Below are 26,656 nucleotides of genomic sequence, written 5' to 3'. Positions count from 1 at the left end.
GGGGGGTGTCACGTGGCCCTCCCGACCGGTCACGCGCCGGCGGCACCGACCCGGCGCAGCACCTCCGGCAGCGCGGTCCCGATCGGCTCGCGCACGACTTCGTCGGCGAGTTCGTCGTACGGCGTCGGCTCGGCGTTGACGATGATCAGTCGTGCCCCGTGGTCGGCGGCGACACCGGCGAGTCCGGCGGCGGGCTGGACGCGGAGGCTGGTGCCGACGGCTATGAAGACCTGGCAGGCCTTGGTGATCGCCACGGCCTCGCCGAGCACCACCGGGTCGAGACGCTCGCCGAACATCACCGTCGCCGACTTCAGCACGCCCCCGCACTCCCGGCACGGCGGGTCGTCCTCGCCGGCCTCGACCCGGGCCAGGGTGTCCTCCATCGGCGTACGGCCATGGCACTCGACGCACACCACGGACCGTGCGGTGCCGTGCAGTTCGAGGACCTTGCGGGCCGGCATCCCGGCGAGCTGGTGCAGCCCGTCCACGTTCTGCGTGATCACCCGCACCGGCACCCCGGACCGCTCCAGCTCGGCCACCGCCCGGTGCGCCACGTTCGGCTCCGCCTGCAGCGTCCGGTTCTGCCGCCGCATCCGCCACGAGCGCCGCCGGATCTCCGGATCGCCCATGTAGTACTCGTACGTCACCAGCTTCTCGGCCTCGGGGTCCCGCCGCCACAACCCGTTCGGGCCTCGGTAGTCGGGGATGCCGGAGTCGGTGGAGATGCCTGCGCCACTGAGGACGGCGACGAGGGGCTTGTTCATGGGGCGAGGGTAGGTCGGCTGTTCGGTCGGGGCGAGTGGATATCAGGGTGGGGTCAGGAGGTCGGCAGGCCGTACGTGCGGTCGTAGTGCTGGGCGACCAGGACGCCGCTGTGGTCGCAGGCGAGCTGCCAGTCGTTGACGCCGGTTTCCAGGCCGTCGGTGAAGTTCCACAGGAGTCTGCCCCGGGAGGCGCCGATCGCGTAGAAGCCGTTCTTGTTCTTGAAGGCGGGGACGAAGACGGCGTCGGGGCCGGCGGTGACCGGTTGGTCCGTGTTGAGGCGCGGGGTGGGGCAGAACCAGCGCCGGGAGCCGGTCGCGGCGTTGAAGGCGTACACGCCGGAGGGGTTCCTGCCGGAGACGTACACCGTGTTGCCGTACACGCCGAGCGAGGCGAACTGGCCGCGCTCGGGCCTCACCCGCCAGCGGAGCTTGCCGGTGGCGAGATCCAGGGCCTTGAGGTCCTCGCCGATGACGAAGACCGTACGGTCGAGTACGGCGAGGCCGGGGCGGAGGTCGTAGCCGACCGGATACCGCCAGAGGACACCGGAGTGGTCGGTGTCCCGGACGGTGATGTTGCGCAGGCCGTCGGCATAGACGAAGTAGCCGGGCAGGATGACCGGTGCAAGCCGGATACCGACGTCCTCGGGGCTGATGGGGATGACCTCGGCCCGGCGGGCCGCGAGATCGACGCCGAACACCGTGTCCGTGGACGTCGCGACCCCCTGCTCCTCGGACTCGCGCCGCAGCCGGACACCGATGACGGAGACGGCCCGGTCCTCGACGTCGCCGAGCAGGGTGTTGAACCGGAAGTCGGGCCCGAAGTCGATGGTGAAACGTTCCGTTCCGTCGACCGGGTCGACGCCGATCACCGTCGCCCCCTCGCCGAGGGCGATCGCGGCGTCGAAGGCCAGCACAGTGGGCGTGGGCGACTGGCTGATGCCCTGGTAGACCCACTTGGGCCGGGTGCCGTCCTTGAGGTCGAGGCACACCATGTCACCCGGGCGGGTCTTCACCAGGGCCGTTCCGTCGTGGAAGACGGCCGGTGCCTGGAGCAGCGGGCCGCCGCGGTAGGTCCAGAGCGGCTTCGGGGCCGGGCCCGCCGGTTCCGTGGACCGGACGGCCGGTTTCTTCCGTCGGCCGAACACCAGGGCTGCGCCGACGGCGGTCGCGGTGGCGGTGGACGCCGCCGACACGGCCAGGACCGTACGCCGGGACGGACCGGGTCGCGCGGCGGCCCGGCGACGGCTGGGGGAGGCCGCGCGGTACGGCTCCGGCTCCTCGGGAGGGGAGTAGGGCCCCGGGCCCGAGTCGGCCTCCCGGCGGGGGGCGGGGCCGGAGCCGGGCTCCGGTGTCGTGAAGGGCTCCGTGCCTGGCGGCACGGAGTCGGTCGCCGCCTCGGTCCCGTGACCAGGGCGACCGTCGCCCCGGTCGTAGGGGCCGGGGCCGCGGGTCGACGCGGGCGCCGTGGCGCGGGGTGCCTGGTCCTGCCGGACGCCGTACGCGGCGGCCCGACCCTGTTCGAAGTCGTAGGCCGCATGGTCCTCCTGGACGTTGTGCGTGGCGGTCCGGTCCTGCGGGAAGTCGTGGGCGGGCCGGTCCTGTCGGTCGTCGTACGCGGCCCGGTTCGGGTCGTGGGCGCAGGTCGGACGGTCCTGGTCGTGGGTGGAGGTCGGACGGTCCGCATCGTAGAGTCGGGCCGCCCGTCCCTTGCCGTACCCGTGCCTCTCCGGGGCCGTCCCGGCAGAGGGGGACGGGACCGAGTCGTCCGGCGTGATGCCGAAAGCCTTCACCGCCGCCGCGCGGAGGGCGATCGAGGAGAGCACCGATGCCGGCAGCCAGCCGGCGCCCGTCATCTGCTCCACGCCGACGGGCGCGCAGGCAGCGGCCAGCTTGTCGGGGGTGATCCGGAGCCCGGGGTCCTTGGTGAGGCAGAGGCTGATGATCTTGTCCAGTGGCTCGGGTACGCCCGTCAGGTCGGGGGCGTTGTGCACCACCTGGTAGAGGAGCGTGGCCGCCGCGGTGCCGCTGAACGGCGCGTGCCCGGCCGAGGCGAAGGTGAGCACCGAGCCGAGGGAGAAGACGTCCCCCTCGGGGCCCAGCGGCTCGCCCGTGGCCTGCTCGGGGCACATGTACTCGAAGGATCCGAAGAGGGCCCCGGAGCGGGTGAGGTCGTAGCCGTCGCTCGCGCGGACGATGCCGAAGTCGATGACGCGGGGGCCCTCCGCGGAGAGCAGCACGTTGGACGGCTTGAGGTCGCGGTGCACCAGCCCGGCGGCCTGCACCGAGATCAGCGCCTCGGCGATCCCGGCGCCCAGCACGAGCACCGACTCCACCGGGAGCGGGCCGTGCGAGGCGACCGCCTCTGCGAGGGTGGGCCCGGCTATGTAGTCCGTGGCCAGCCAGGGGACGGGGGCATCCGGGTCGGCGTCCACCACGGGTGCCGTGTATCTGCCGCCGACCGCTCCGGCGGCCTCCACCTCCCGGCGGAAGCGGATGCGGAAGTTCTTGTCCCCCATCAGCTCGGGGCGGATGGCCTTGACCGCGAGGGCCCGCCCTTGCGGGGACCGCGCGAGATAGACCCGTCCCATTCCTCCCGCGCCGAGCCGGGCCGCGAGACGGTAGGGACCCAGCTCCTCGGGATCGTCTGAGCCCAGTGGTTCCATGACCTCAGCTGCCTGTTCGACTGCGACGGGCGGGAAGCGGCCCGCAGGTGGGGGAGACCGACTGCTCCGGGCGGCTCCCGGTGACCGTTCCCTCGGTGCCCCGGATCTCCCGGGGCCACGGCCCGCGCCCGGGCCGCCGGTCACGGATGTCCCGAGTGCTGCCCCGGGTCCCGAGCGACGCGATGAGACGGGACCGCTCGGACGGGGGTGATGTCACCTTAGATGCTGGAGCGACGGACCGGCAGCGTTTTCAGTCAGAGCTTTAAACTTCCATTAAGTGTCGCGCGCACCCTTCTCACGTTCTGTACAAGGGGAGTTGACCCGGTGTCAGATGACTCCTGTAAGCGGTGGACGGCAGCCGGGCCACGCCCCGGTGGCCGGTCTTCGCCGGTTCAGCTCACCCGGTTGCCGTTCTCCAGCTCGATCGGGCCCGTGCCGTCATCCAGCGCGTCGAGGGCGGCGAGGACGCGGCGGCCGAGCGTCTCCGAGAGGTAGGGGACGAGTTCGTCGCGCGGGACGAGCCGCCAGGACAGGAGCTCCTCCTCCTGCAACCGGATCCGCTTCAGGTCCTCCTCGCCGAGCACTCCGCCGTCGTACACATACGCCACCAGCGGAGGCCGGCCCACCCACCGCACCCAGTCCACCGCGAGCAGCCGCCCCGGCTCGACGTCCAGCCCGATCTCCTCCAGGGTCTCGCGCCGAGCACCCTGACGCGGCGTCTCCCCGTCGTCCGACTCGATCGTCCCGCCCGGCAGCCCCCATCCCTCACGGTAGTTCGGCTCGACGAGCAGCACCCGCCCCTCCGCGTCCCGGAAGATCGCGGCGGCACCGGCGAGGACACGGGGCAGGCTCGCGATGTACGCATCAAAGTCCTGAGTGGTCATCCAGGAAGGGTAGACGGCGTCCGAGAGGCGGGAAATCGGCGCTCGGGGAGCGGAAGAAGCGGCGCTCAGAGCCCGGCGGACGCCGCCAACCGCACCGTGCGCTCCGCGAGTTCGCTGATGCGCACCCCGTCGAAGCCGAAGACGGCGCTGCGCACGGTGTCCTCCAGGGGGTCCTTCCACCGGTCCGGGATCGCCGCGGCCCCGCACAGTACACCCGCCACCGAACCGGCCGTCGCCCCGTTCGAGTCGGTGTCCAGCCCGCCGCGGACGGTCAGCGCGATGCTGCGGGTGAAGTCGCCCTCGCCGTACAGCAGCCCGGCGGTCAGCACCGCGGCGTTCGGCACGACATGGATCCAGCCCCGCCCGGCCGTTTCCTCGCCCACTGTCGTGAGCGTCTCCTCCCAGGTCATTCCAGCGTCGTGCAGCGACACGACCCGCCGCACGGTCCGGGCGAGACGGCTGCTCGCCGGGATCACCGCCGACGCCTCGTCCACGGCCGCCCGCACCCCCGACGCCGTGAACGCCGCCGAGACCAGCGCCGCCGCCCACATCGCCCCGTACACCCCGTTGCCGGTGTGCGACAGCACCGCGTCGCGCCGGGCCAGCGAGGCCGCGCGCCGGGGCAGACCCGGACAGGTCCAGCCGTAGACGTCGGCACGGATGAGGGCGCCGATCCACTCCTGGTACGGGTTGTCGTACGTGGCGGTCAGCGGCGGCTTGAGGCCGCCTGCGAGATTGCGGTAGGCGGCCCGCTCCGCCGTGAACGTCTGCAGATACGGGAGCCGCAGCAGCCACAGGTCGCCGACCTGCTCGGTGCTGAACCCGAAGCCGTGCGTCTCCAGGAGGTGCAGCCCGAGGATCGCGTAGTCGACGTCGTCGTCACGGCAGCTGCCGTGGATCCGGCCGCGTACGCAGGCGCGCCACTCCGGCCGCAGCGCGAGCGCGTCGCTCTCGTCGGCCGGCTCCGGGAGATAGTCCGTGAGCGGCAGGGCCCCGGCCCGCCGCAGATAGCCGTCGATACGCTCCCGCGTCCACAGGTCGCCCTGCTCGACCGGCTTACCGAGCATGTTGCCCGCGATCCGGCCCAGCCAGCCCCCGAGAACGCGGTCGGCGAGGCCGGCGCCCGTCAGAGGTGTGGGTGGTGCGGGGATCGTCGGGGTCGAGGGGGTCATGGCTGAGGTCTACCCACTTCCGGGTGCGGACGCTCGGAGTACGGCATACGGGTGGGATGTGGCGAGGCGGGTGTGTCGAGGTGCGGTGGTGAGGGGGCGGGCGTACGGCGTCGGGGGCGTCCCTGGGCCGGACCGGCCCAGGGAGGTGCGGCCGTTCTCCGGTGGGCCCGCGGTGGCCGCGGGTGTTCGGCGGGTGGGACGGGGCATGACGGACGGGCGCCGGTCCGGTTAGGGTCGCAGCGGCGCGACTGCCTTGACGTGCGCAAGGCCCGATGAGCGAGGGGAACACAAGGTGGCGAACGCCGCAGTGGACGGGATCGACACGGACACGGCAACCCCGCGGGTGCTGATCGCCGCGGACAAGTTCAAGGGCACGCTGACGGCCGTCCAGGTCGCCGAGCGGGTCACGGCGGGCCTGCGCCGCGTCCTGCCCGACCTGGAGGTCGAGGCGCTGCCGGTGGCCGACGGCGGCGACGGCACCGTGGCCGCCGCGGTCGCGGCCGGCTTCGAACGACGCGAGGTGCGGGTCTCCGGGCCGCTCGGCGAGCCCGTCACGGCGGCCTACGCGCTGCGCGGCGACACGGCCGTCGTCGAGATGGCCGAGGCCAGCGGGCTGCAGCGGCTCCCCGCCGGGGCCTTCGCGCCGCTCACGGCCTCCACGTACGGCTCCGGAGAGCTGCTGCGCGCCGCGCTCGACGCGGGCGCCCGCACGATCGTGTTCGGCGTCGGCGGCAGCGCCACGACCGACGGCGGCGCGGGCATGCTCGCCGCGCTCGGCGCGCGGTTCCTGGACGCCGTGGGGGAGCCGGTCGGGCCCGGCGGCGGGGGACTGCGTGACCTCGCGACCGCCGACCTGTCGGGTCTCGACCCCCGACTCGGGTCCGCCTCGGTGGACTTCGTGCTGGCCAGCGATGTGGACAACCCGCTGACCGGACCGAAGGGCGCCCCCGCCGTGTACGGGCCGCAGAAGGGGGCGAGTGCCGAGGACGTGGCGGTGCTGGACGCCGCGCTGGCGCACTACGCGGGTGTTCTGGAGGGGGCGATCGGAAGGCGGGCCGCCGAGCACGCGGGCGCGCCCGGGGCGGGGGCCGCGGGCGGCATCGGTTACGGCGCCCTGATCCTCGGTGCGCGCTTCCGGCCCGGTATCGAGGTCATGCTCGATGTGCTGGGGTTCTCGGCCGCGCTGTCCCGGGCGACGCTCGTCATCACCGGTGAGGGGTCGCTGGACGAGCAGACGCTCCATGGGAAGGCGCCCGCGGGGGTCGCCGCGGCGGCGCGGGCTGCCGGCAAGGAGGTTGTCGCCGTGTGCGGGCGGTTGGCGTTGCCGCCGAAGGCGTTGGGGCGGGCCGGTATCCGGCGGGTGTATCCGCTGACCGACGTCGAGCCCGATGTCGGGCGGTGCATCGCTGAGCCGGGGCCGATTCTGGAGGCCGTGGCGGAACGGATCGGGCGGGACTTCCTGACCTGAGTCAGGCGGGACTTCCTGGCCGGGCGCGGAGTCCCTGTGCATGGGTGAGGGCCCGAACCACATGGTTCGGGCCCTCACCCATGCACAGGGACTCCCAGAGTCACCCGCCGCTGACCCCTAGGGCAGCTGCGCCGCCCGCGCTTCGCGTCGGTTGTCGCGGAAGTTGTTCACCCGTCGCGCCGTGGCGAAGAGGGGGATCACCGCGCCCATGACGAGCTGCAGGGCGCAGCCGGTCTGGAGGAGGAGCTGGCCGCCGGGGGCGTCGAAGGCCCAGGCCGCCAGGAGACCCATCGACAGGACGATCCAGGAGAGCATCGCCACCGCGAGGGGACCGCGCGGCTTCGGGTACTCGACCCGGCTCACCATCAGCCACGCCGTGCCGATGATCGCCAGGAGGGTCGCCACGAAGGGCAGCTCGAGAAGCACGATCGACACGACGGTCAGCGCGCCGAACGGCGACGGCATGCCCTGGAAGGTGCCGTCCTTCACCGTCACACAGGAGAATCTCGCGAGCCTCAGCACCACGGCCAGCAGCACGACGATGGCGCCCACCGCCGCCACCCGCTGGTGCGCGTCGTCCGCGACCATGCCGTAGACGAGGACGAAGTACGCCGGCGCCAGGCCGAAGCTGATCAGGTCGGAGAGGTTGTCCAGCTCCGCGCCCATCGGCGAGGAGCGGAGCTTGCGCGCCACCAGGCCGTCGAACAGGTCGAAGATCGCCGCGCACAGCATCAAGATCACCGCGGTGGCCGCGCTGTGCCGGGCCATGCCCGACTCCTGGCTGCCGGTGAGGTGCGGGATCAGGATGCCCGTGGTGGTGAAGTACACCGCCATGAAGCCGCACGTGGCGTTGCCCAGGGTGAGGGTGTCCGCTATCGACAGGCGGAGCGACAGCGGCATCTCCTCCGCGTCGTCCTCCACCTCGTCGACGTCGGGCACCCAGCCGGTCCCGGTCCGGCCGGGCTGGGTCTCCGGATCAGTCACGGTCAATGCGAGTCACTCCAGCCACGGTCTTCTGCCCCACCTCGACATCGATCTCCACGCCCTCGGGCAGGTAGATGTCGACGCGCGAGCCGAAGCGGATCAGCCCGATCCGGTCACCCTGCTCCACTTTGGTGCCCTCGGGGATGTACGGAACGATACGGCGAGCCACGGCGCCGGCGATCTGGATCATCTCGATGTCACCGAGTTCGGTGTCGAAGTGCCAGACGACGCGCTCGTTGTTCTCGCTCTCCTTGTTGAACGCCGGCACGAAACCGCCCGGGATGTGCTCGACCGACGTCACCGTGCCGGAGAGCGGCGCGCGGTTGACGTGGACGTTGAGCGGGCTCATGAAGATCGCGACGCGGGTGCGGCCGTCCTTCCACGGCATGATGCTCTGCACCACTCCGTCGGCGGGCGAGATGACCCGGCCCTGGGCGATCTCACGCTCGGGGTCGCGGAAGAACCACAGCATGCCCGCCGCCAGCGCGGTGGCGGGTACGGCCACGGCCCGGGCGGCGCCGGAGCGGGGCGCGCGGGCGAGGCTGAGTGCTGCGGTGGCGACGGTCGGGAGAAGCCACGGCGATGCTCCGCGCGCGAGCCGTACGCCGACGAGGCTGTCGCGTGGTGCAGAGGTTTGGCTGTGGGGCATGGATGACCTTCGTAGCGGATGATGCCGCGCGGTGACTGGGGACGGCGGCTTTCCGGGATCGTACCGGTCGCGGACCGCAACTGGGCAAGCCAGGAAGCCGAGTCGACGGCCGAACAGTGCTGACGGGGTGTGATCTTCTTCTCGAAGAAAACACCCCGAACCAGACAATCGACCCTGGAGAAGCTCTGGAGAGGCCCTGGTGAAGCCCTGGACCAGCCCAGGGCTAGCCCTGGAATCGATACTCTTCGAGCAGCCGACGACCGATGATCATTTTCTGGATTTCGGCGGTACCTTCACCGATCAGCAGCATCGGTGCCTCTCGGTAGAGGCGCTCGATCTCGTACTCCTTGGAGAAGCCGTAACCGCCGTGGATCCGGAAGGCGTCCTCGACGACTTCTTTGCAGTATTCGGAGGCGAGGTACTTCGCCATCCCTGCTTCGAGGTCGTTTCGCTCGCCCGAGTCCTTTTTGCGTGCTGCGTTGACCATCATCGCATGCGCGGCCTCGACCTTGGTAGCCATCTCGGCCAGCTTGAACTGGATCGCCTGGTGCTGGGCGATCTGCTTGCCGAAAGTGTGGCGCTGCTGGGAGTACCGGACACCGAGTTCGAATGCACGCTGAGCGACGCCGCAGCCACGGGCGGCCACGTTCACCCGGCCGACCTCGACGCCGTCCATCATTTGGTAAAACCCTCGGCCGGTGGCGCCGCCGAGTACACGATTGGCCGGAATGCGCAGTCCGTCCATGATGAGTTCGGTCGTGTCGACGCCCTTGTAGCCCATCTTGTCGATCTTCCCGGGAATGGTGAGGCCGGGGCGGACCTCGCCGAAGCCGGGTTCCTTCTCGACGAGGAAGGTGGTCATCGACTTGTGGGGCGCCGTGCCCTCCGGGTGCCCTTCGTCACTCCGGACGAGAACGGCGACCAGGGTGGACGTCCCGCCGTTGGTCAGCCACATCTTCTGACCGTTCAGGAGGTACTCGTCGCCGTCCTTGACCGCCTTCGATGTGATCGCCGACACATCTGAGCCGAGGGCCGGCTCCGACATCGAGAAGGCGCCCCGGACGTCACCGGCCGCCATCCTCGGCAGGAAGTGGTCCTTCTGCTCCTCGGTGCCGTGCTGCTTGATCATGTACGCCACGATGAAGTGCGTGTTGATGATCCCGGACACGGACATCCAGCCCCGGGCGATCTCCTCCACGCACAGCGCGTACGTGAGCAGGGACTCGCCCAGACCGCCGTACTCCTCGGGGATCATCAGGCCGAAGAGGCCCAGCTCCTTGAGCCCGTCGACGATCGCTTGCGGGTATTCGTCGCGGTGCTCCAGCTCGGTCGCGACCGGGATGATCTCCTTGTCCACGAAGTCACGGACGGTGGACAGGATCTCCTGCTGGATGTCCGTGAGGCCGTGGGTCTGGGCGAGTCGCGCCATGACTACTTCTCCGTCTTTTCCGAAGGGGCGTTCAGCTCCGGGCGGCCGGGCTGCTCGCCGCCGCGCTCCTTGATGTAGGTCTCGGTGGGCACCATGACCTTGCGGCGGAACACGCACACCAGCGTGCCGTCCTGCTTGTAGCCCTTGGTCTCGACATGGACGATGCCGCGGTCGTTCTTCGACTTCGACGGCCGCTTGTCGAGCACGGTCGTCTCGCCGTAGACCGTGTCACCATGGAAGGTCGGCGCCACGTGCCGCAGCGACTCGATCTCCAGGTTGGCGATCGCCTTGCCGGAGACGTCCGGGACGGACATGCCGAGCAGCAGCGAGTAGATGTAGTTCCCCACGACGACGTTCTTGCCGAAGTCGGTCGTCTTCTCCGCGTAGTTGCTGTCCATGTGGAGCGGGTGGTGGTTCATGGTGAGAAGACAGAAGAGGTGGTCGTCGTACTCAGTGACCGTCTTCCCGGGCCAGTGCCTGTACACCGCCCCGACCTCGAACTCCTCGTAGGTGCGCCCGAACTGCATGCTCACGCCTCCGGAATCTCGAACGTGCTGGTGCGCCGCATGCCGGCGGCACGCCCCTTGCCGGAGATGACCAGCGCCATCTTGCGGCTGGCCTCGTCGATCATCTCGTCGCCGAGCATCGCCGAGCCCTTCTTGCCGCCCGCCTCGGACGTGTAGTAGTCGTACGCGTCCAGGATCAGCTCGGCATGGTCGTAGTCCTCCTGGGACGGCGAGAAGATCTCGTTGGACGCGTCGACCTGGCCCGGGTGCAGCACCCACTTGCCGTCGAAGCCGAGCGCGGCGGCCCGCCCCGCGACCTCGCGGTAGCCGTCCACGTTGCGGATCTGGAGGTAGGGGCCGTCGATCGCCTGGAGGTCGTTGGCGCGGGCGGCCATCAGGATCTTCATCAGGATGTAGTGGTAGGCGTCCGCCGGGTAGCCGGGCGGCTGCTCGCCCACGACCAGCGACTTCATGTTGATGGACGCCATGAAGTCGGCCGGGCCGAAGATGATCGTCTCCACGCGCGGCGAGGCCTGCGCGATCTCGTTGACGTTGTTCAGGCCCTGCGCGTTCTCGATCTGCGCCTCGATGCCGATCCGCCCCACCTCGAAGCCCATCGTCTTCTCGATCTGGGTGAGGAGGAGGTCCAGGGCGACGACCTGCTGGGCGTCCTGCACCTTCGGCAGCATGATGCAGTCGAGGTTCGGGCCCGCGCCCTCGACGACGGTCACGACATCGCGGTACGTCCACTCCGTCGTCCAGTCGTTGACGCGCACGACCCGCGTCTTGCCGGTCCAGTCGCCCTCGTTGAGGAACTTGACGATGGTGTGCCGCGCCTCGGGCTTGGCGAGCGGGGCGCAGGCGTCCTCCAGGTCGAGGAAGACCTGGTCCGCCGGGAGGCCCTGCGCCTTCTCCAGGAAGCGGGGGTTGCTTCCGGGCACCGCTAGGCAGGAGCGCCGCGGACGGAGGCGGTTCACCTGGGGAACAGGGCTGGTCATGCGGGGACCTCCAGGGGGTCGAGCTTGTTGGCCTTGCGGATCTCGTCGACGATACGGCCGATGATCCCGGTGATGTCGAAGTCCTTCGGGGTGAAGACGGCGGCCACTCCGGTGGCCCTGAGCCGTGCGGCGTCCGCGTTCGGGATGATCCCGCCGGCGATCACCGGGATGTCGCCGGCGCCCGCCTCGCGCAGTCGCTCCAGCACGTCCGGGACCAGCTGGGCGTGTGAGCCGGAGAGGACGGAGAGCCCGACCGCGTGCACGTCCTCGGCGAGGGCCGCGTCCACGATCTGTTCGGGGGTGAGCCGGATGCCCTGGTAGACCACCTCGAAGCCCGCGTCACGGGCCCGCACCGCGATCTGCTCGGCCCCGTTGGAGTGACCGTCCAGCCCCGGTTTGCCGACCAGGAAGCGGAGCTTGCCGACCCCCAGGTCCTTCGCCGTCAGCTCCACCTTCCGGCGGACCTCCGCCATGGTCGAGCCCTCCTCGGCGGAGACGGCCACCGGCGCCGACGAGACCCCGGTCGGCGCCCGGAACTCCCCGAACACCTCACGCAGGGCCCCGGCCCACTCGCCGGTCGTGACCCCGGCCCGCGCGCAGTCCAGGCTGGCCTCCATGAGGTTTCCGGTGCCCTTCGCGACCTCCTTCAGCCGCTCCAGCGCCTTGCACGGGCGCGGGTGGTTGAACGGCGGCTGGTAGCGGGTGTCGCGCCAGTTCCGCAGCGACGCGACCACCCGCGCCTCGACCGCCGGGTCGACCGTCTGGATCGCCGCGTCCAGGTCGGCGGTCAGCGGGTTCGGCTCCGTCGACTCGAAGATGTTGACGCCGACGATCTTCTCCTGGCCGGACTCTATCCGGGCTCGGCGCCCGGCGTGCGAGGAGACCAGCTGCGACTTGAGGTAGCCGGACTCGACGGCGGCCATCGCGCCGCCCATCTCCTGGATCCGCTCGATCTCGGCGAACGACTCCTCGACCAGCTCGGCCACCTTCGCCTCGATGACGTGCGAGCCCTCGAAGATGTCCTCGTACTCCAGCAGATCGCTCTCGTGCGCCAGCACCTGCTGGATCCGCAGTGACCACTGCTGGTCCCACGGCCGCGGCAGTCCCAGCGCCTCGTTCCAGGCCGGCAGCTGGACCGCCCTGGCCCGTGCGTCCTTGGAGAGCGTCACGGCCAGCATCTCCAGGACGATCCGCTGGACGTTGTTCTCCGGCTGCGCCTCCGTAAGGCCCAGGGAGTTGACCTGGACGCCGTAACGGAAGCGCCGCTGCTTGGGGTTCTCGATACCGTACCGCTCGCGTGTGATCCGGTCCCAGATACGCCCGAACGCCCGCATCTTGCACATCTCCTCGACGAAGCGGACGCCCGCGTTCACGAAGAAGGAGATACGGGCGACGACATCGCCCATGCGCTCCTGCGGCACCTGACCGGAGTCACGGACGGCGTCCAGCACCGCGATCGCCGTCGACATCGCGTACGCGATCTCCTGCACCGGTGTGGCCCCGGCCTCCTGCAGGTGGTAGCTGCAGATGTTGATCGGGTTCCACTTCGGCATGTGGGAGACCGTGTACGCGATCATGTCCGTCGTCAGCCGGAGCGAGGGCCCCGGCGGGAACACATGGGTGCCCCGCGACAGGTACTCCTTGACGATGTCGTTCTGGGTCGTCCCCTGGAGCTGGGAGATGGCCTCCGCGTCGAGACCTTGCTCCTCCGCGACGACCTGGTAGAGCGCCAGCAGCCACATCGCGGTGGCGTTGATGGTCATCGAGGTGTTCATCTGCTCCAGGGGGATGTCCTGGAACAGCCTGCGCATGTCACCTAGATGGGCCACCGGGACCCCTACCCGGCCGACCTCGCCGCGGGCGAGGACGTGGTCGGAGTCGTAGCCGGTCTGTGTCGGCAGGTCGAACGCCACCGACAGACCCGTCTGGCCCTTGGCGAGGTTGCGCCGGTACAGCTCGTTGGACGCCTCGGCCGTGGAGTGACCGGCGTAGGTCCGCATGAGCCACGGCCGGTCCTTCTCCCTCTGCGCCTGCGTCTGAGGGCGCTCTGTGCCGGAGCCGACGTTCCTCGGCCCGCGGTCGCTTCGCTCCCTTGTCTTCGTCTCTTTCGGCTCCGGCGCGCCCTCGGACGCAGGCACGGGCTCCCGCTTGCCCTCGGCGGGCTGACGCTCACTCATCTCGGACCTCAGATGTTCCGGAAGCGGTTGATGGCGTCGATGTGCCGGGCGCGCTTGTCGTGGTCGCGCACGCCGAGCCCCTCCTCGGGGGCGAGGCAGAGCACACCGACCTTGCCCTGGTGGAGGTTGCGGTGCACGTCGTACGCGGCCTGCCCGGTCTCCTCCAGGGAGTAGACCCTGGAGAGCGTGGGGTGGATCTTGCCCTTGGCGATGAGGCGGTTGGCCTCCCAGGCCTCGCGGTAGTTGGCGAAGTGGGAGCCGATGATCCGCTTCAGCGACATCCACAGGTAGCGGTTGTCGTACTCGTGGTTGTAGCCGGACGTCGAGGCGCAGGTGACGATCGTGCCGCCCTTGCGGGTGACGTAGACCGACGCGCCGAAGGTCTCGCGGCCGGGGTGCTCGAAGACGATGTCGACGTCCTCGCCGCCCGTGAGCTCACGGATCCGCTTGCCGAAGCGCTTCCACTCCTTCGGGTCCTGGGTGTGCTCGTCCTTCCAGAACTTGTAGTCCTCGGCGGTGCGGTCGATGATCGCCTCCGCGCCCATGGCCCGGCAGATGTCGGCCTTCTGGTCGCTGGAGACGACACAGATGGGGTTCGCGCCACCGGCGAGGGCGAACTGGGTGGCGTACGAGCCGAGCCCGCCGCTCGCGCCCCAGATCAGCACGTTGTCGCCCTGCTTCATGCCGGCGCCGTTGCGGGAGACCAGCTGCCGGTACGCGGTGGAGTTCACCAGTCCCGGAGCGGCGGCCTCCTCCCAGCTGAGGTGGTCCGGCTTCGGCATCAGCTGGTTGGACTTGACGAGGGCGATCTCGGCGAGGCCGCCGAAGTTGGTCTCGAAGCCCCAGATCCGCTGCTCGGGGTCGAGCATCGTGTCGTTGTGGCCGTCGGACGACTCCAGCTCCACGCTCAGGCAGTGCGCGACGACCTCGTCACCGGGCCGCCAGGCGTTGACGCCGGGGCCGGTGCGCAGGACGACGCCCGCGAGGTCGGAGCCGATGATGTGGTACGGCAGGTCGTGGCGCTTGGTCAGCTCGCTGAGCTTTCCGTAGCGCTCCAGGAACCCGAAGGTGGACAGCGGCTCGAAGATCGAGGTCCACACCGAGTTGTAGTTGACCGAGGAGGCCATGACGGCCACCAGTGCCTCACCCGGGCCGAGCTCCGGGAGCGGCACCTCGTCCAGGTGGATCGACTTGCGGGGGTCCTTGTCACGGGTGGTGAGGCCCGCGAACATCTCCGTCTCGTCCTTGTGCACGGTGATCGCGCGGTAGGAGTCGGGGAGCGGCAGAGCGGCGAAGTCGGCGGACGTGGAGTCGGGCGACTGGATCGCGTCCAGGATTTCCTTCACGGTGGTGCCTCCGGCGACGAGCGTCCTGAGGGGAGACGCGGTTGAGGGTTACGTCGGGTGGTGCTGAGCGATGAGGGAGCGTGATGCCGTCGGTTCGGCGGAGGTGGTGCTTTCGGCGGCGCTTTGTGGCGCTGAAGGGTGCCTGTGACGCAGGCGTCCGGGCGCGCGGACACGTGGTCTGCGGGGACAGCCGGCGGACGAGAGATCTCTGGACGCCGGCCACCCGGACTCCTCCAACGTATGGCACGCCGTGTCACCCCGCAAGGCACGGAGTGCCAGAAAGTTCGCTCAGGTGAAATCTTTACGCAACATATGAGCGATGATCGATCAGGCTGCCCGGGAAAAGGGGTCTGACATGCCGAAACGGCCACCCGTTGGGGTGGCCGTTCTCACAGTTACCAATGAGTACATCGTGGTTTCGAGACGGGCTGGCAGCGCTGTGTCAGCGATCCCGGAGCGCCTCTTCGATGGTCCGCATGACCGCGTCGAGGGGCGCGTCCGTGCGGGCGACGGTCACCAGGACCTCGCCGTGGGCGGAGGCCGTCGCGGCGCTCGGCTCGGGAGTCGTGGTGCGGCCCGCGCCGATGCCCGTGCCGAACGTCCTGCGGACGATGGCGAAGGCGTGGTCGAGCTGGGTCTCGACGTCGCCCTGGCCGCCGGATCTGAGCCACCGCCGCAGCACGTGGTTGTGCGCGGTGACGACCGCCGACGCGGCCACCTCGGCGAGCAGTGGGTCGTCGTTGCCGTCGTCGACGTGGGCGTGCTCGTCGAAGTGCCCCAGCAGATAGCGGGTGAAGAGACGCTCGTAGCGGGCCACGGAGGCGATCTCCGCCTCCCGCAGGGTGGGCACCTCGCGGGTCAGCTGGTAGCGGGCGACCGAGATCTCCGGCCGGGCCGCGTACATCTTCATGACCTCCTTGATGCCGCGGCACACCGTGTCGAGCGGATGCTCGTGCTGGGGCGCCGCGTTCAGCACCGCCTCGGCGCGGATCAGGGTGTCGTCGTGGTCCGGGAAGATCGCCTCTTCCTTGGAACGGAAGTGCCGGAAGAAGGTGCGGCGCGCGACCCCGGCCGCCGCCGCGATCTCGTCGACGGTGGTCGCCTCGTACCCCTTGGTCGAGAACAGCTCCATGGCCGCGGCCGCCAGTTCCCGGCGCATCTTGAGCCGTTGGGCGGCGGCACGGCTGCCCGCGGCGCTCTCCGGGGCGTCGGGCGTAGCTGGTGTGTGTGAGGACTTGGCGGGCTGGGGCATGCCCCGAACGTACTGCATCCGTGCAGGAGAGTCCGCACGTCCCGCCGTCCCCCCGCCCCGCTCGGGCGGGGGAGAGGTCAGGTGGCCGGGCGGGGGAGCGGCGGAGCGGGCGGGCGGGGGACGGCTGCCCGGGTCGAGCAGCCCTCCCCAGTCCCTGCTCGCCGTGAACCGGTCGCCCGGACGCTCAGCGCTTGGCATATTCGCGGAAGCCTCGGCCCGTCTTGCGGCCGAGGCAGCCCGCGGCCACCAGGTGCTCCAGCAGCGGCGCCGGGGCCAGCCCCGGGTCGCGGAACTCGCGGTGCAGAACCTTCTCGATGGCCAGTGAGACATCCAGTCCGACCACGTCCAGCAGTTCGAACGGACCCATCGGGTAGCCGCCGCCCAGCTTCATGGCCGCGTCGATGTCGTCCAGCGTCGCGTAGTGCTCCTGGACCATCTTGATCGCGTTGTTCAGGTACGGGAACAACAGCGCGTTCACGATGAAACCGGCCCGGTCGCCGCAGTCCACCGGGTGCTTGCGGACCTTCGCACACAGCTCACGGACCGTCGCGTGGACGTCGTCGTCGGTCAGGACCGTGCGGACCACCTCGACCAGCTTCATCGCCGGCGCCGGGTTGAAGAAGTGCATCCCGATCACGTCCTGCGGGCGCGAGGTGGCGCGGGCGCAGGCCACGACGGGCAGCGAGGACGTCGTGGTGGCGAGGATCGCGCCCGGCTTGCACACCTTGTCGAAGGTCGCGAACAGCTGCCGCTTGACCTCCAGGTCCTCGGCCACGGCCTCCAGCGCCAGATCGACGTCCGCGAAGGCGTCGTACGAGCCCGCGGGGGTGATCAGGCCGAGGGTCTCGGCGGCGGCCTCGGCCGTCATCCGCCCCTTGTCGACCGAACGGGACAGGGACTTGCCGATCCGGGCCTTCGCGGCCTGCGCCTTCTCCTCGCTGCGGGCGGCCAGCACGACCTCGTACCCGGCCTTGGCGAACACCTCGGCGATCCCGGACGCCATGGTCCCGGAGCCCGCGACACCCACCGAGCGGACGGTGCGGCCGGAGGTCGTGGCGACCCCCTCCAGCGGCGTCAGCGCGTCCCGCACGACGGTGGCGGAGCCGGGCGCCTCGTAGGAGTAGAAGCCGCGCCCCGACTTGCGGCCGGTCAGGCCCGCCTCGCTGAGCTGCTTGAGGATCGGCGCCGGTGCGTGCAGCCGGTCGTGCGAGGCCGTGTACATGGCCTCCAGGACCGTGCGCGCGGTGTCGATGCCGATCAGGTCCAGCAGTGCCAGCGGGCCCATCGGCAGCCCGCAGCCGAGCCGCATCGCCGCGTCGATGTCCTCGCGGGAGGCGTACTTGGCCTCGTACATCGCGGCGGCCTGGTTGAGGTAGCCGAACAGCAGTCCGTCGGCGACGAAACCGGGCCGGTCGCCGACCGCGACGGGCTCCTTGCCCAGGTCGAGGGCGAGAGCCGTGACCGAGGCGACGGCCTGGGGCGCGGTCAGCACCGAGGAGACGACCTCGACCAGCTTCATCGCGGGCGCCGGATTGAAGAAGTGCAGCCCCAGCACCCGCTCCGGACGCGCCGACTCGGCGGCCAGCCGCGTGACCGACAGGGCGTTGGTGCCGGTGGCGAGGACGGTCTCCGGACGCACGACCGCGTCCAGCTCACGGAAGACCTGCTGCTTGATCTCGTACGACTCCGGGACCACCTCGATCACCAGGTCCGCGTCGGCCGCGGCCCGCAGATCGGTGAAGGCGCGGAAGCGGGCGAGGGCGTCGCCGCGCTCCCGCTCGGTGATCCGCCCGCGTGCCACGGCACGCTCGGTCGCGGTCTCCAGCGCGGCCACGGCACGGGCGCCGGCGGCCTCGCTGATGTCGATGCCGACGACCTCCAGGCCGGCCCGGGCCAGGACTTCGGCGATACCGGTGCCCATGGTGCCGAGGCCGACCACGGCGATCGTCCTGAACGGGGACTGCGGGGACAGCGACGCGTCGGAAAGGGGAGTGGCCATCGCGGGACTCCAGGATGAGGTGACGACTGAGGGAAACGCCGCGGGTACGCGAGGAGAGCGCAACCGGCGCGTGTCATGCGGGTGTTGGTGGTGCCGGGCTGCTGAACGCACACGCCCGGTGCCGTCGCCGAGGGCGTGAACACGCCCGGGGAGCGGCTGAACCGACCGGCCCTGTCCCGAGGCCGAGCCGTACTGGGTACTCCAGGTACCGAACCGACTGTGCTCGCAACGGCTGCGTCACCAAACCGTCGCGGGCGAACACGAGTGGGTATCTCGCTCGTCTGAGCTTAACCCGTGGGTAACGAGCACGCCAGCCCTCGGGTTTGTGATGTACGTCCCCGAAGCGCGTGCCCGCCCGTACGCTCGGTGGCATGGACGAGGAGTTGCGATCACTCACGGAGCGTGTGCGGAGAGAGGCCGGAGGTGCGGCGGGATGCGAGCGGCTCGTCGCGACCGAGTCCCCCGACGCACTGGCGGCCGTGCTGACGGAGCCCGGACAGCCGCTCTGGGCACGGGAGCTGGCCGCGTTCCGGCTGGGCCTCGCGGGAGACCGGCGGGCCTTCGAGTCCCTGGTCCTGCTCCTCAACCACCGCGATCCGCCGCGCTGCGCCTCCGCCGCGTACGCCCTCGCCCGGCTCGGCGACCCGCGCACCGCCCGCGCGGCGGCCGCCCTCGCCACGAACGAGCTCCGCGTCGCCTATGCCCTGCACCCCGTCCGCCTGCTCGTCGCACTGCGCGCCCCCGAGGCCGTACCCGCGCTGATCACCACTCTTCAGCGCCGCCTCAGTCCGCACGACCCCTACCGCCGGGTGGCGCTGGCGTGTGTGGAGGGGCTGGGGGCTCTGGGGGACGCCAGAGCCAGGACCGTACTGAACGAGGCCCTCGCGCATCCGACGCTGGCCAAGGCCGCTGTGCGCGCGTTGGCGCGCATCCCCCGGCAGCGCTGACCTGCCGCACGTACCGCACCTCGGGCACCTCCACCCCCGCCACCTCGAACGGTTCCTCGGCGCCGTCGGGAGTGAAGCCGTGGTGTTCGTAGAAGCGGCGGGCCCGGGTGTTGTCCCTGAGGACCCACAGGAGCACGCGGTCGTGTCCGGCCGTCGCGTGGTGGTCGGTCGCCGCGCGCAGCAGGGCGGTGCCCACGCCGGTGCCGAGGCGTCCCGGGCTAAAGGGGACGGCGGGGGCGGGGCCGCGAATTGCGCGCCTCGCCCCCGCCGTCAGGCCCTGCTCAGCCGCGGAAGCCCAGCAGGCCGTGGAGCGTCGAGCCTCGTGCGGAGGCGGACGCGGCCCCGGTGTCCAGGGGCTTTGGGTCGGGGAGCTTCTCGCAGACGGCGTCGGCCTCGCCGTGGCCGCGGGGCACCGTGCCGTCGGTGAGATACACCGCCAGGTGGTTGTCCAGGCAGGCGTTGCCGCTCAGCGTGATGCCGTGGTTCCCGCCGCCCTCCTCGACGACCAGGCTGGAGCCGCGCAGCAGACGGTGGGTGACGACGCCGCCCTCGTACGGGGTGGCCGCGTCGTCCGTGGCCTGGAAGATCAGCACCGGCGGCAGCGCGGCGTTGGAGACGTCCACGGGGTGCAGTGGCTTCGTGGGCCAGAACGCGCACGGCGCGTTGTACCAGGCGTTGTTCCAGGTCATGAACGGCGCCTTCTCGTGCACCGCCCAGTTGTCGTCGCGCCACTCGTCCCAGTCGCGCGGCCAGTGCGCGTCACGGCACTGCACCGAGGCGTAGACGCTGTAGCCGTTGTCGCCGGCCGCGTCGACGGCGCCGAAGTTCTCGTACGCCTCGACCAGCGGGTCGTCGTCCTTCTCGTTCACGAAGGCCGCGAACGCTTCGGCGAGGTGGGGCCAGTAGCCGTTGTAGTAGCCGCCGGGGATGAAGGTGTCCTCCAGTTCGGAGGCGCCCACCTTGCCGTCCGCGGGCTTCTTCGACAACGCCGACCGCATCCTGTACCACGTGGCCTCGATCTTCTCCGGATCGGTGCCCAGCCCGTAGGTCCTGTCGTTCTCGGCGATCCAGGCCATCAGCGCCCGGTGCCGGTCGTCGAAGGCGTGGTTCTGCCGGAGGTTGTCCTCGTACCACACCCCCGTGGGGTCGACGGCGGAGTCCAGCACCGCGCGCCGTACACGGCCGGGGAAGAGCTTGGCGTACACGGCGCCCAGGTAGGTGCCGTACGAGTACCCGAAGTAGTTGACCTTCTTGGCGCCGAGGGCCTCGCGGATGGCGTCCATGTCCTTGGCCGCGCTGATCGTGTCGATGTACGGCAGCACGTCCGCGTACTTCGTGGCGCAGGACTCGGCGAAGGACCTGGCGCGGTTCAGGTTGGCCTGCTCGATCTTCGGGGTGGTCGGCAGGGAGTCGGGGCGCACCGGGGAGAAACGGCCCGGCTCGCAGTTCAGTGCCGGCTCGCCGGCGCCGACGCCGCGTGGGTCGAAACCGATGACGTCGTACTGCGCCGCCACCTTCTTCGGCAGCGAGGACGCGACGAACCCGGCCAGGGTGAGCCCGCTGCCGCCGGGGCCGCCCGGGTTGACCAGCAGCGGCCCCTGGTACGTCTTCGCGGTGTGCGGGACGCGGGAGAGGGCGAGCGTGATCTTGCGGCCGTTCGGCCTGCCGTGGTCCAGCGGCACCTTCAGGGACGCGCACTGGAGCGTCGGGTATGCGGTGGTGGCGCACTTCTTCCAGGCGGGCGTCGCCACCGCCGCGGTGGCGAAACCGCCGCTCGCGTCGGCCGGAACCGAGGTGACCACTGAGGCCATCACCGCGGCGGCACCGCACAGAGCGACTGCGCGCTTCTTCATCGTCAGGCCTCCCGGGACGGAGGATTTCGAGCCGTGCACGCCACGGCCTTCGTCGCATCGTCCCGGACCGCGCCCTCGGATGAACGCGTTCCGCGAATACTTGACCCGATCGAGGGTGTGACAAGCACCCGGATGTCCCGGGTGGTGTCAGAGAAGGGTCAGCTGGGTGGGTTCCGAGGCCGGGACCGTCTCCGGCGCGGCCGGCTCACGCGCCGGTGTCCGACTGGGCAGCCCCGCGCGCCTCGGGCCCATGCCGTACTCCTGGGCCAGTTCGTGCACCTGACGGGTGATCTGCCGCTGATACCACTTCGGGGCGTACGCGCCCTCGGCGTACAGCCGCTCGTAACGCCGTACGAGAGAGGGGTGGTGGCGCTCCAGCCAGGCCATGTACCACTCGCGCGCGCCGGGCCGCAGATGCAGCACCAGCGGGGTCACGGAGGTGGCGCCGGAGGCCGCGACGGCCCGGACGGTGGCGCGCAGCCGGTCCGGGTGGTCGCTGAGGAAGGGGAGGACGGGGGCCATCAGCACTCCGCAGCCGATGCCGGCGTCGGCGCAGGCGCGCACGATGTCCAGCCGCCGTTCCGGGGCGGGTGTGCCCGGCTCGACCGTGCGCCACAGCTCGTGGTCGGTGAAGCCGACGGAGACCGAGACGCCGACCTCGGTGACCTCCGCCGCCTGCCGGATCAGGTCCAGGTCGCGCAGGATCAGCGTGCCCTTGGTCAGGATCGAGAAGGGGTTCGCGTGGTCGCGCAGGGCCGTGATGATGCCCGGCATCAGGCGGTAGCGGCCCTCCGCACGCTGGTAGCAGTCCACGTTGGTGCCCATCGCGATGTGCTCGCCGTGCCAGCGCGGCGAGGCCAGTTGCCGGCGCAGCAGCTCGGGCGCGTTGATCTTCACCACGATCTGCGAGTCGAAGTCGCGACCGGTGTCGAGCCCCAGATAGCCGTGGGTCTTGCGGGCGAAGCAGTACACGCACGCGTGCGTGCAGCCCCGATAGGGGTTCACCGTCCATTCGAACGGCATCCGGGAGGCTCCCGGCACCCGGTTCACGATCGTTCTCGCCCGGATCTCGTGGAAGGTCATGCCGCGGAACTCGGGGGTGTCGAAGGTGCGGCTCGTCACCCTGTCCACGCCGAACAGCGCGGCGTCCCGGGCCGTGGCGGGGTTCTCGGCCAGATGGTCCCAGCGCATGGACGCCTCCTCGGTTGCTCCGGCTCAGAATAGAACACATGTTCCCTTGATCGTGCGAACCGGTCGCCGGGCGTCGCGTGGAGGTCTCGCCGACACCGCCCGGGCGGACTCCTCCCGGCCCTTGGGTCACCCCGATTTGGGCCCTCCGGCCGGGTGGTGGTTGGCTTTCCGCACATCCCGAGTTACCAAGTGCTGGAGGAAGTGCAATGGCGCAGGTCGAAGCCACGACGGAGCGAATCGTCGCTGCGGACGCGGAGACGGTGTTCGACACCCTGGCCGACTACAGCGGCGCGCGCGAGAAGCTGATGCCACAGCACTTCAGCGAGTACGAGGTGCGCGAGGGCGGCGACGGTGAGGGCACCCTCGTGCACTGGAAGCTCCAGGCCACCAGCAAGCGCGTCCGCGACTGCCTCCTGGAGGTCACCGAGCCCTCCGACGGCGAGCTCGTCGAGAAGGACCGCAACTCCTCCATGGTCACCGTCTGGCGGGTCACCCCGGCCGGCGAGGGCAGGTCCCGCGTCGTCGTCACCACCACCTGGCAGGGCGCCGGCGGCATCGGCGGCTTCTTCGAGAAGACCTTCGCCCCCAAGGGCCTCGGCCGGATCTACGACGCCCTGCTCGCCAACCTCGCCACCGAGGTCGAGAAGTAACGCCGGGGCCCGGACGCGCTGCGGCCACGGTGCCCGGTCCAGCGGGCGGCCGGCCGGGCCTTGTTGCCGCCCTCACCGGTTCGAGTGGATCGACATGACGCTCCCTGGAATGCCGTGACTCGCCGTACTTACCGACAGTTGCCGCTTGACGCGGGAATTGTGCGGTAAGTGCGACGAGGGGAGCGGTGTGCATGGGCGCGATCACACTGGTGCAGGACGAATCGACCACCACGCCCACGACACCACCGCCACCGGCGGCCGGACCTTCCCGACTCGGCCCGCGCCGCGTCCGGCTGGTCTTCTCCGCCCTGCTGCTCGTCCTGCTCCTCGCCGCGCTGGAGCAGATGACCGTCGCCACCGCGCTGCCCGAGATCGTCGGCGAGCTGCACGGCGTGGACCGCGTGTCCTGGGCGATCACGGCGTATCTGCTCACGGCCACCGTGACACTGCCCGTCCACGGCGGACTCGGCGAACTCCGCGGCCACAAGGGCGTCTTACGGTTCTCGCTCACGGCCCGCGGCTGGTGGCCGCCGGCCGCCGGTGACGTCGAACCCGCCGGGGGAGCCGTTCTTCGCGCCACGGTCCGCGTCGGGGGCGGACGACCGGTGGAGGACGCCCGTGTCACCCTCCTCGACGGCGCAGGGAACGTCGTCGACACGATCACCACCGGCATCGACGGGGCATGCCGGTTCGTCGACCTCTCCTCCGGCGAGTACACGGTGATCGCCACCGGCTATCCCTCCGTCGCGACGGTGCTCCAGCTGGCCGGCGGCGGCAGGACGCAACGGGACCTGCACCTGGGGCACGCGGACTAACCGCCGGTGACCGGGCGCGCGTCGGCGAGCGGGCCGGTGCGCGCGCCCCGGTGTTCGACGACGGGGCGCGGACGGCGGACGCAGGAGGCCGGCGGCCGTACGGGGTGAGCGGTATGACCGGGGGCGGCGGTCGTCGGAGGGGCGTGCGAGAGTCGCCCGCGCGCTCTTCGTGGAATCCGCCGTGCGTCGGAGGCTCCTTCGCGGGAATTAGCGTATTGCCGCACATCGCGACGCTACGCGGCCGTACGGTGGTGGAGGTGGCGCAGATCTTGCGAGCCGTGGGAAGAAAGGGCCTTGGCCATGGACCGTGGCACCGACACGGGCGCGACCGCCGGCCACGAAGGCGGTGACGGCACGGCGGAGCACGCCGCGGCCGGACGTGTACCCCTGGCCGTGGTCGTCGTCGACCGCGGGGGCCTCGTGTCGCACTGGAGCAGCGGCGCGCGCCGGCTCTTCGGCACCTCCAGGGACGACGCCGTGGGCCGCCCCGCCCTGGACCTGCTGCCCGTCTCCGGCGCCCTCCCGGAGATCGACGGCACCCCGCCCCTCGGGGCGTACGGCGCTTACGACGCACTCGGCCACGACCTGGAGTCCTCCCTCGACGGACAGTTGTCCTACCCGGCGGCCGGCCGCGCCCGGCTCACCGTGCCGGCCCGGGACCGCGTCGACGCGCTGTGGTGGGCGTACCCCCTCGTCGTCCCCTGCCGGGAGCGCCTGCTCGTGCTGGCCGCCGACGCCGAGGCGCTGCGCCTGCCGGACGAGGACGTGCCCGTCGAACGCATCGCGCCCGGGTTCGCCCTGCACACCGACTTCCCCGGTGCCGAGGAACTCGCCCGCAGACTCCCCGAGATCCTGCCCAGCATGAGCGTCGGCGAGAGCGCCCGCATCGTCGCCCAGGTCCTCGAACTGGGCTATCCGGTGCTGGAGTTCAGCCAGAACGACCGGGTGCCCGTCACTCCCGACTGGGGCGTGCCCCGGCGCGCGGAGCGGCAGGCGCGCCGTGAACGGGCCGCGCGCGCCGTGGCCGAGGGGGTGCCGGTCCCCAAGGACGTGAGGGACGAGGGCGAGGACCTCGAACACGCGGCCGTACGCGAGCGCCTGGAGTTCCTCAACGAGGTCAGCGGACGCATCGGAACCTCCCTCGACCTGTCCCGGACCATCGTCGAGGTCAGCAGGGCGGTCGTGCCCCGCTTCACCGACGTCGCCGGCACCTATCTGCGCGAACAGGTCGTCGCCGGTGAGGGCTTCCCCGAAGGGGTGCCCGACACGACCACCATGTGGCACCGGGTGGCCCTGGAACACACGGACGAGCCGGGCCGCTGGGACGACGTCGTGCCGGTCGGCGAGGCCATGCCCTTCCCGGCGCACACCCCGTTCTTCCAGTGCATGACCACCGGCGAGCCCGTTCTCGTACCGCGCATCAGCGAGCAGATGGGGCACGCGATCGCCGCGCAGTTCGAGAAGCGCGACATCCGGCCGCTGATCACCAACCGGTCCATGCTGGTCGTGCCGTTGAAGGCCCGCAACGTGGTGCTCGGTTTCATGATCCTGCTGCGCCATCCCGGGCGCGAGGTCTTCAACGACATGGACCGCGTGACCGGCGCCGAACTCGCCGCCCGCGCGGGCCTCGTCCTCGACAACGCGCGCATGTACACCTACCAGGAGAACGTCGCCGAGACGCTCCAGGACAGCATGCTGCCCACCATCGCGGCCCATATGGCGGGTTGCGACATCGCCACCCGCTACCTCCCGGGCACGTCGCTCGGGCGCGTCGGCGGCGACTGGTTCGACTCGGTGAAACTGCCCGGCGCCCGCACCGCCCTGGTCGTCGGCGACGTCATGGGGCACGGCCTCAACTCCGCCGCGATGATGGGACAGTTGCGCACCGCCGTCCAGACCATGGGCGCCCTCGATCTGCCGCCCGCGCAACTCCTGCGTGCCCTCGACGACCTCGCCCAGCGCCTCGGCGAGCACTATCTCGCGACCTGCCTCTACGCCGTGTACGACCCCATCGCGAGCGAGCTGCACATCGCCAACGCCGGTCACATCCCGCCCGTACTGGTCCGTGTGGTCGACGGCCGCAGCGAACTCCTCGATCTGCCCACCGGGGCGCCCATCGGCGTCGGCGGCGTGCCGTTCGAGGCGGTACGCGTGCGCGTGGAACCCGGCGACCGGCTCGTGATGTGCACCGACGGCCTGGTGGAGGTCCGCGGCGAGGACATCGGCGTGGGCCTCGCGACGCTCTGCGAGTCCGCCGCGCACCCGGCCGCCTCCATGGACGACGCCTGCGACACCATCATCCGCGCCCTCGCCGCGACCTTCTCGGAAACGGGGCGCGGTGGCCGCAAGGACGACGTGGCCCTGCTGATGGCCCGGCTCAACGGCATCGAACCCGAGGACGTCGCCGAGTGGCGTCTCGCCCCCGATCCGAGTGAGGCCGCCCGCGCCCGCGCCGCCGTCCGCGAGCAACTCCACGTCTGGGGCCTGGACTCCCTCGTCGACACCACCGTGCTCCTGGTCGACGAACTCGTCACCAACGCCGTACGACACGCCCGCGGTCGCCGCGTCGAACTACGCCTGGTCCGGGGCGACACGCTGCAGTGCGAGGTCTACGACGACGACCCGACCCTGCCGACGCTGCGCGGCGCGGCGCCCACGGACGAGTTCGGCCGGGGGCTGCGCGTCCTCACGACCCTGGCGCGCGAGTGGGGCACCAGCCGGACGGGCGCGGGCAAGACGGTGTGGTTCGAACTGACCCTGCCCCGCCCGTCGCTGAGGCGGCGCGCGGCGGCTGCCCCTCGGGGCGCGCGCGATCCGGACGCCAGGTGAAGGTGCGCGCACGATGCTTGTCCTCCCGTTCCGGGCGCGGTAGACCGATCTGGGCCGCCGGAGGGGCGGGTGGGCGTCGC

18 protein-coding genes and 3 pseudogenes are annotated in these 26,656 nt (G+C 70.9%); 5 read left to right on the top strand and 16 right to left on the bottom strand.

The window, feature by feature from the left end:
* Positions 1-29: 29 nt before the first annotated feature.
* The 4 genes from WBG99_RS04475 to WBG99_RS04460 all read right to left on the bottom strand — a co-directional run bounded on the left by WBG99_RS04475 (position 30) and on the right by WBG99_RS04460 (position 5,483).
* Complete coding sequence (locus WBG99_RS04475; protein WP_338895081.1) at positions 30-764, bottom strand: Sir2 family NAD-dependent protein deacetylase; 735 nt, start codon at positions 762-764, stop codon at positions 30-32.
* Between the two features lie 53 nt (positions 765-817).
* A complete protein-coding gene (locus WBG99_RS04470) occupies positions 818-3,427 on the bottom strand; it encodes a PQQ-binding-like beta-propeller repeat protein (RefSeq protein WP_338895080.1) in 2,610 nt (869 codons plus the stop codon).
* Positions 3,428-3,819: 392 nt separating this feature from the next.
* Entirely contained in the window at positions 3,820-4,311 is a 492-nt protein-coding gene (locus WBG99_RS04465) for an NUDIX hydrolase (RefSeq protein ID WP_338895079.1), read from the bottom strand.
* A gap of 65 nt (positions 4,312-4,376) precedes the next feature.
* Positions 4,377-5,483, bottom strand: a complete 1,107-nt coding sequence (locus tag WBG99_RS04460) for an ADP-ribosylglycohydrolase family protein (RefSeq protein WP_338895078.1) — start codon at positions 5,481-5,483, stop codon at positions 4,377-4,379.
* 343 nt (positions 5,484-5,826) lie between these two features.
* Between WBG99_RS04460 and WBG99_RS04455 the strand changes: the two genes are divergently transcribed.
* Complete coding sequence (locus WBG99_RS04455) at positions 5,827-6,951, top strand: glycerate kinase (protein WP_338900207.1); 1,125 nt, start codon at positions 5,827-5,829, stop codon at positions 6,949-6,951.
* Positions 6,952-7,068: 117 nt separating this feature from the next.
* Here WBG99_RS04455 and pssA read toward each other — a convergent pair whose 3' ends face one another.
* The 9 genes and pseudogenes from pssA to WBG99_RS04410 all read right to left on the bottom strand — a co-directional run bounded on the left by pssA (position 7,069) and on the right by WBG99_RS04410 (position 18,291).
* The gene (pssA, locus tag WBG99_RS04450; RefSeq protein WP_338900206.1) at positions 7,069-7,890 is read right to left on the bottom strand and encodes a CDP-diacylglycerol--serine O-phosphatidyltransferase; all 822 of its coding nucleotides are present in this window, start codon (positions 7,888-7,890) and stop codon (positions 7,069-7,071) included.
* 37 nt (positions 7,891-7,927) lie between these two features.
* The gene (locus WBG99_RS04445) at positions 7,928-8,584 is read right to left on the bottom strand and encodes a phosphatidylserine decarboxylase (RefSeq protein WP_338895077.1); all 657 of its coding nucleotides are present in this window, start codon (positions 8,582-8,584) and stop codon (positions 7,928-7,930) included.
* Positions 8,585-8,807: 223 nt separating this feature from the next.
* Complete coding sequence (locus WBG99_RS04440) at positions 8,808-10,013, bottom strand: acyl-CoA dehydrogenase family protein (protein ID WP_338895076.1); 1,206 nt, start codon at positions 10,011-10,013, stop codon at positions 8,808-8,810.
* 2 nt (positions 10,014-10,015) lie between these two features.
* Complete coding sequence (locus WBG99_RS04435) at positions 10,016-10,540, bottom strand: MaoC family dehydratase (RefSeq protein WP_338900205.1); 525 nt, start codon at positions 10,538-10,540, stop codon at positions 10,016-10,018.
* A gap of 2 nt (positions 10,541-10,542) precedes the next feature.
* Positions 10,543-11,517 carry a CoA ester lyase gene (locus WBG99_RS04430; protein WP_338895075.1) on the bottom strand — a complete coding sequence of 325 codons (975 nt, stop codon included), beginning with the start codon at positions 11,515-11,517 and terminating at the stop codon, positions 10,543-10,545.
* Positions 11,514-13,544: pseudogene (locus tag WBG99_RS04425) on the bottom strand (protein meaA); the annotation flags it as partial. The gene WBG99_RS04430 and the pseudogene WBG99_RS04425, both read right to left, overlap by 4 nt.
* Positions 13,545-13,702: 158 nt before the next feature.
* Complete coding sequence (gene ccrA / locus WBG99_RS04420; protein ID WP_338895074.1) at positions 13,703-15,040, bottom strand: crotonyl-CoA carboxylase/reductase; 1,338 nt, start codon at positions 15,038-15,040, stop codon at positions 13,703-13,705.
* A gap of 442 nt (positions 15,041-15,482) precedes the next feature.
* The gene (locus WBG99_RS04415) at positions 15,483-16,310 is read right to left on the bottom strand and encodes a TetR family transcriptional regulator (protein WP_338895073.1); all 828 of its coding nucleotides are present in this window, start codon (positions 16,308-16,310) and stop codon (positions 15,483-15,485) included.
* A 166-nt stretch (positions 16,311-16,476) separates the two neighbouring features.
* Positions 16,477-18,291, bottom strand: a complete 1,815-nt coding sequence (locus WBG99_RS04410; RefSeq protein WP_338895072.1) for a 3-hydroxyacyl-CoA dehydrogenase family protein — start codon at positions 18,289-18,291, stop codon at positions 16,477-16,479.
* Positions 18,292-18,662: 371 nt separating this feature from the next.
* Between WBG99_RS04410 and WBG99_RS04405 the strand changes: the two genes are divergently transcribed.
* Positions 18,663-19,238 carry an adenylosuccinate lyase gene (locus WBG99_RS04405; protein WP_338895071.1) on the top strand — a complete coding sequence of 192 codons (576 nt, stop codon included), beginning with the start codon at positions 18,663-18,665 and terminating at the stop codon, positions 19,236-19,238.
* On the opposite strand, the pseudogene WBG99_RS04400 reads toward WBG99_RS04405, so the two are convergent.
* The 3 genes and pseudogenes from WBG99_RS04400 to WBG99_RS04390 form a co-directional block, all read right to left on the bottom strand.
* A pseudogene (locus WBG99_RS04400) lies at positions 19,234-19,455 on the bottom strand (GNAT family N-acetyltransferase); the annotation flags it as partial. The gene WBG99_RS04405 and the pseudogene WBG99_RS04400 sit on opposite strands and share 5 nt — an antisense overlap.
* Before the next feature lie 64 nt (positions 19,456-19,519).
* Positions 19,520-21,091, bottom strand: a complete 1,572-nt coding sequence (locus WBG99_RS04395) for an alpha/beta hydrolase (RefSeq protein WP_338895070.1) — start codon at positions 21,089-21,091, stop codon at positions 19,520-19,522.
* Between the two features lie 147 nt (positions 21,092-21,238).
* A complete protein-coding gene (locus tag WBG99_RS04390; protein WP_338895069.1) occupies positions 21,239-22,282 on the bottom strand; it encodes an Rv2578c family radical SAM protein in 1,044 nt (347 codons plus the stop codon).
* A gap of 206 nt (positions 22,283-22,488) precedes the next feature.
* Between WBG99_RS04390 and WBG99_RS04385 the strand changes: the two genes are divergently transcribed.
* The 3 genes and pseudogenes from WBG99_RS04385 (at position 22,489) to WBG99_RS04375 (ending at position 26,576) form a co-directional block, all read left to right on the top strand.
* Positions 22,489-22,932 carry an SRPBCC family protein gene (locus WBG99_RS04385; RefSeq protein WP_338895068.1) on the top strand — a complete coding sequence of 148 codons (444 nt, stop codon included), beginning with the start codon at positions 22,489-22,491 and terminating at the stop codon, positions 22,930-22,932.
* A gap of 542 nt (positions 22,933-23,474) precedes the next feature.
* A pseudogene (locus WBG99_RS04380) lies at positions 23,475-23,747 on the top strand (carboxypeptidase-like regulatory domain-containing protein); the annotation flags it as partial.
* A 300-nt stretch (positions 23,748-24,047) separates the two neighbouring features.
* Entirely contained in the window at positions 24,048-26,576 is a 2,529-nt protein-coding gene (locus tag WBG99_RS04375; RefSeq protein ID WP_338895067.1) for a SpoIIE family protein phosphatase, read from the top strand.
* Positions 26,577-26,656: the final 80 nt, after the last annotated feature.

This window comes from Streptomyces sp. TG1A-60 (assembly GCF_037201975.1).
Lineage (GTDB): Bacteria > Actinomycetota > Actinomycetes > Streptomycetales > Streptomycetaceae > Streptomyces.
This window is presented reverse-complemented; position numbering and strand designations above follow the sequence as displayed.

Coding starts and splice junctions, on each gene's coding strand:
- WBG99_RS04475 (WP_338895081.1), bottom strand. CDS start 764: ATGAACAAGCCCCTCGTCGCCGTCCTCAGTGGCGCAGGCATCTCCACC.
- WBG99_RS04470 (WP_338895080.1), bottom strand. CDS start 3,427: ATGGAACCACTGGGCTCAGACGATCCCGAGGAGCTGGGTCCCTACCGT.
- WBG99_RS04465 (WP_338895079.1), bottom strand. CDS start 4,311: ATGACCACTCAGGACTTTGATGCGTACATCGCGAGCCTGCCCCGTGTC.
- WBG99_RS04460 (WP_338895078.1), bottom strand. CDS start 5,483: ATGACCCCCTCGACCCCGACGATCCCCGCACCACCCACACCTCTGACG.
- WBG99_RS04445 (WP_338895077.1), bottom strand. CDS start 8,584: ATGCCCCACAGCCAAACCTCTGCACCACGCGACAGCCTCGTCGGCGTA.
- WBG99_RS04440 (WP_338895076.1), bottom strand. CDS start 10,013: ATGGCGCGACTCGCCCAGACCCACGGCCTCACGGACATCCAGCAGGAG.
- WBG99_RS04435 (WP_338900205.1), bottom strand. CDS start 10,540: ATGCAGTTCGGGCGCACCTACGAGGAGTTCGAGGTCGGGGCGGTGTAC.
- WBG99_RS04430 (WP_338895075.1), bottom strand. CDS start 11,517: ATGACCAGCCCTGTTCCCCAGGTGAACCGCCTCCGTCCGCGGCGCTCC.
- WBG99_RS04415 (WP_338895073.1), bottom strand. CDS start 16,310: ATGCAGTACGTTCGGGGCATGCCCCAGCCCGCCAAGTCCTCACACACA.
- WBG99_RS04410 (WP_338895072.1), bottom strand. CDS start 18,291: ATGGCCACTCCCCTTTCCGACGCGTCGCTGTCCCCGCAGTCCCCGTTC.
- WBG99_RS04405 (WP_338895071.1), top strand. CDS start 18,663: ATGGACGAGGAGTTGCGATCACTCACGGAGCGTGTGCGGAGAGAGGCC.
- WBG99_RS04395 (WP_338895070.1), bottom strand. CDS start 21,091: ATGAAGAAGCGCGCAGTCGCTCTGTGCGGTGCCGCCGCGGTGATGGCC.
- WBG99_RS04390 (WP_338895069.1), bottom strand. CDS start 22,282: ATGCGCTGGGACCATCTGGCCGAGAACCCCGCCACGGCCCGGGACGCC.
- WBG99_RS04385 (WP_338895068.1), top strand. CDS start 22,489: ATGGCGCAGGTCGAAGCCACGACGGAGCGAATCGTCGCTGCGGACGCG.
- WBG99_RS04375 (WP_338895067.1), top strand. CDS start 24,048: ATGGACCGTGGCACCGACACGGGCGCGACCGCCGGCCACGAAGGCGGT.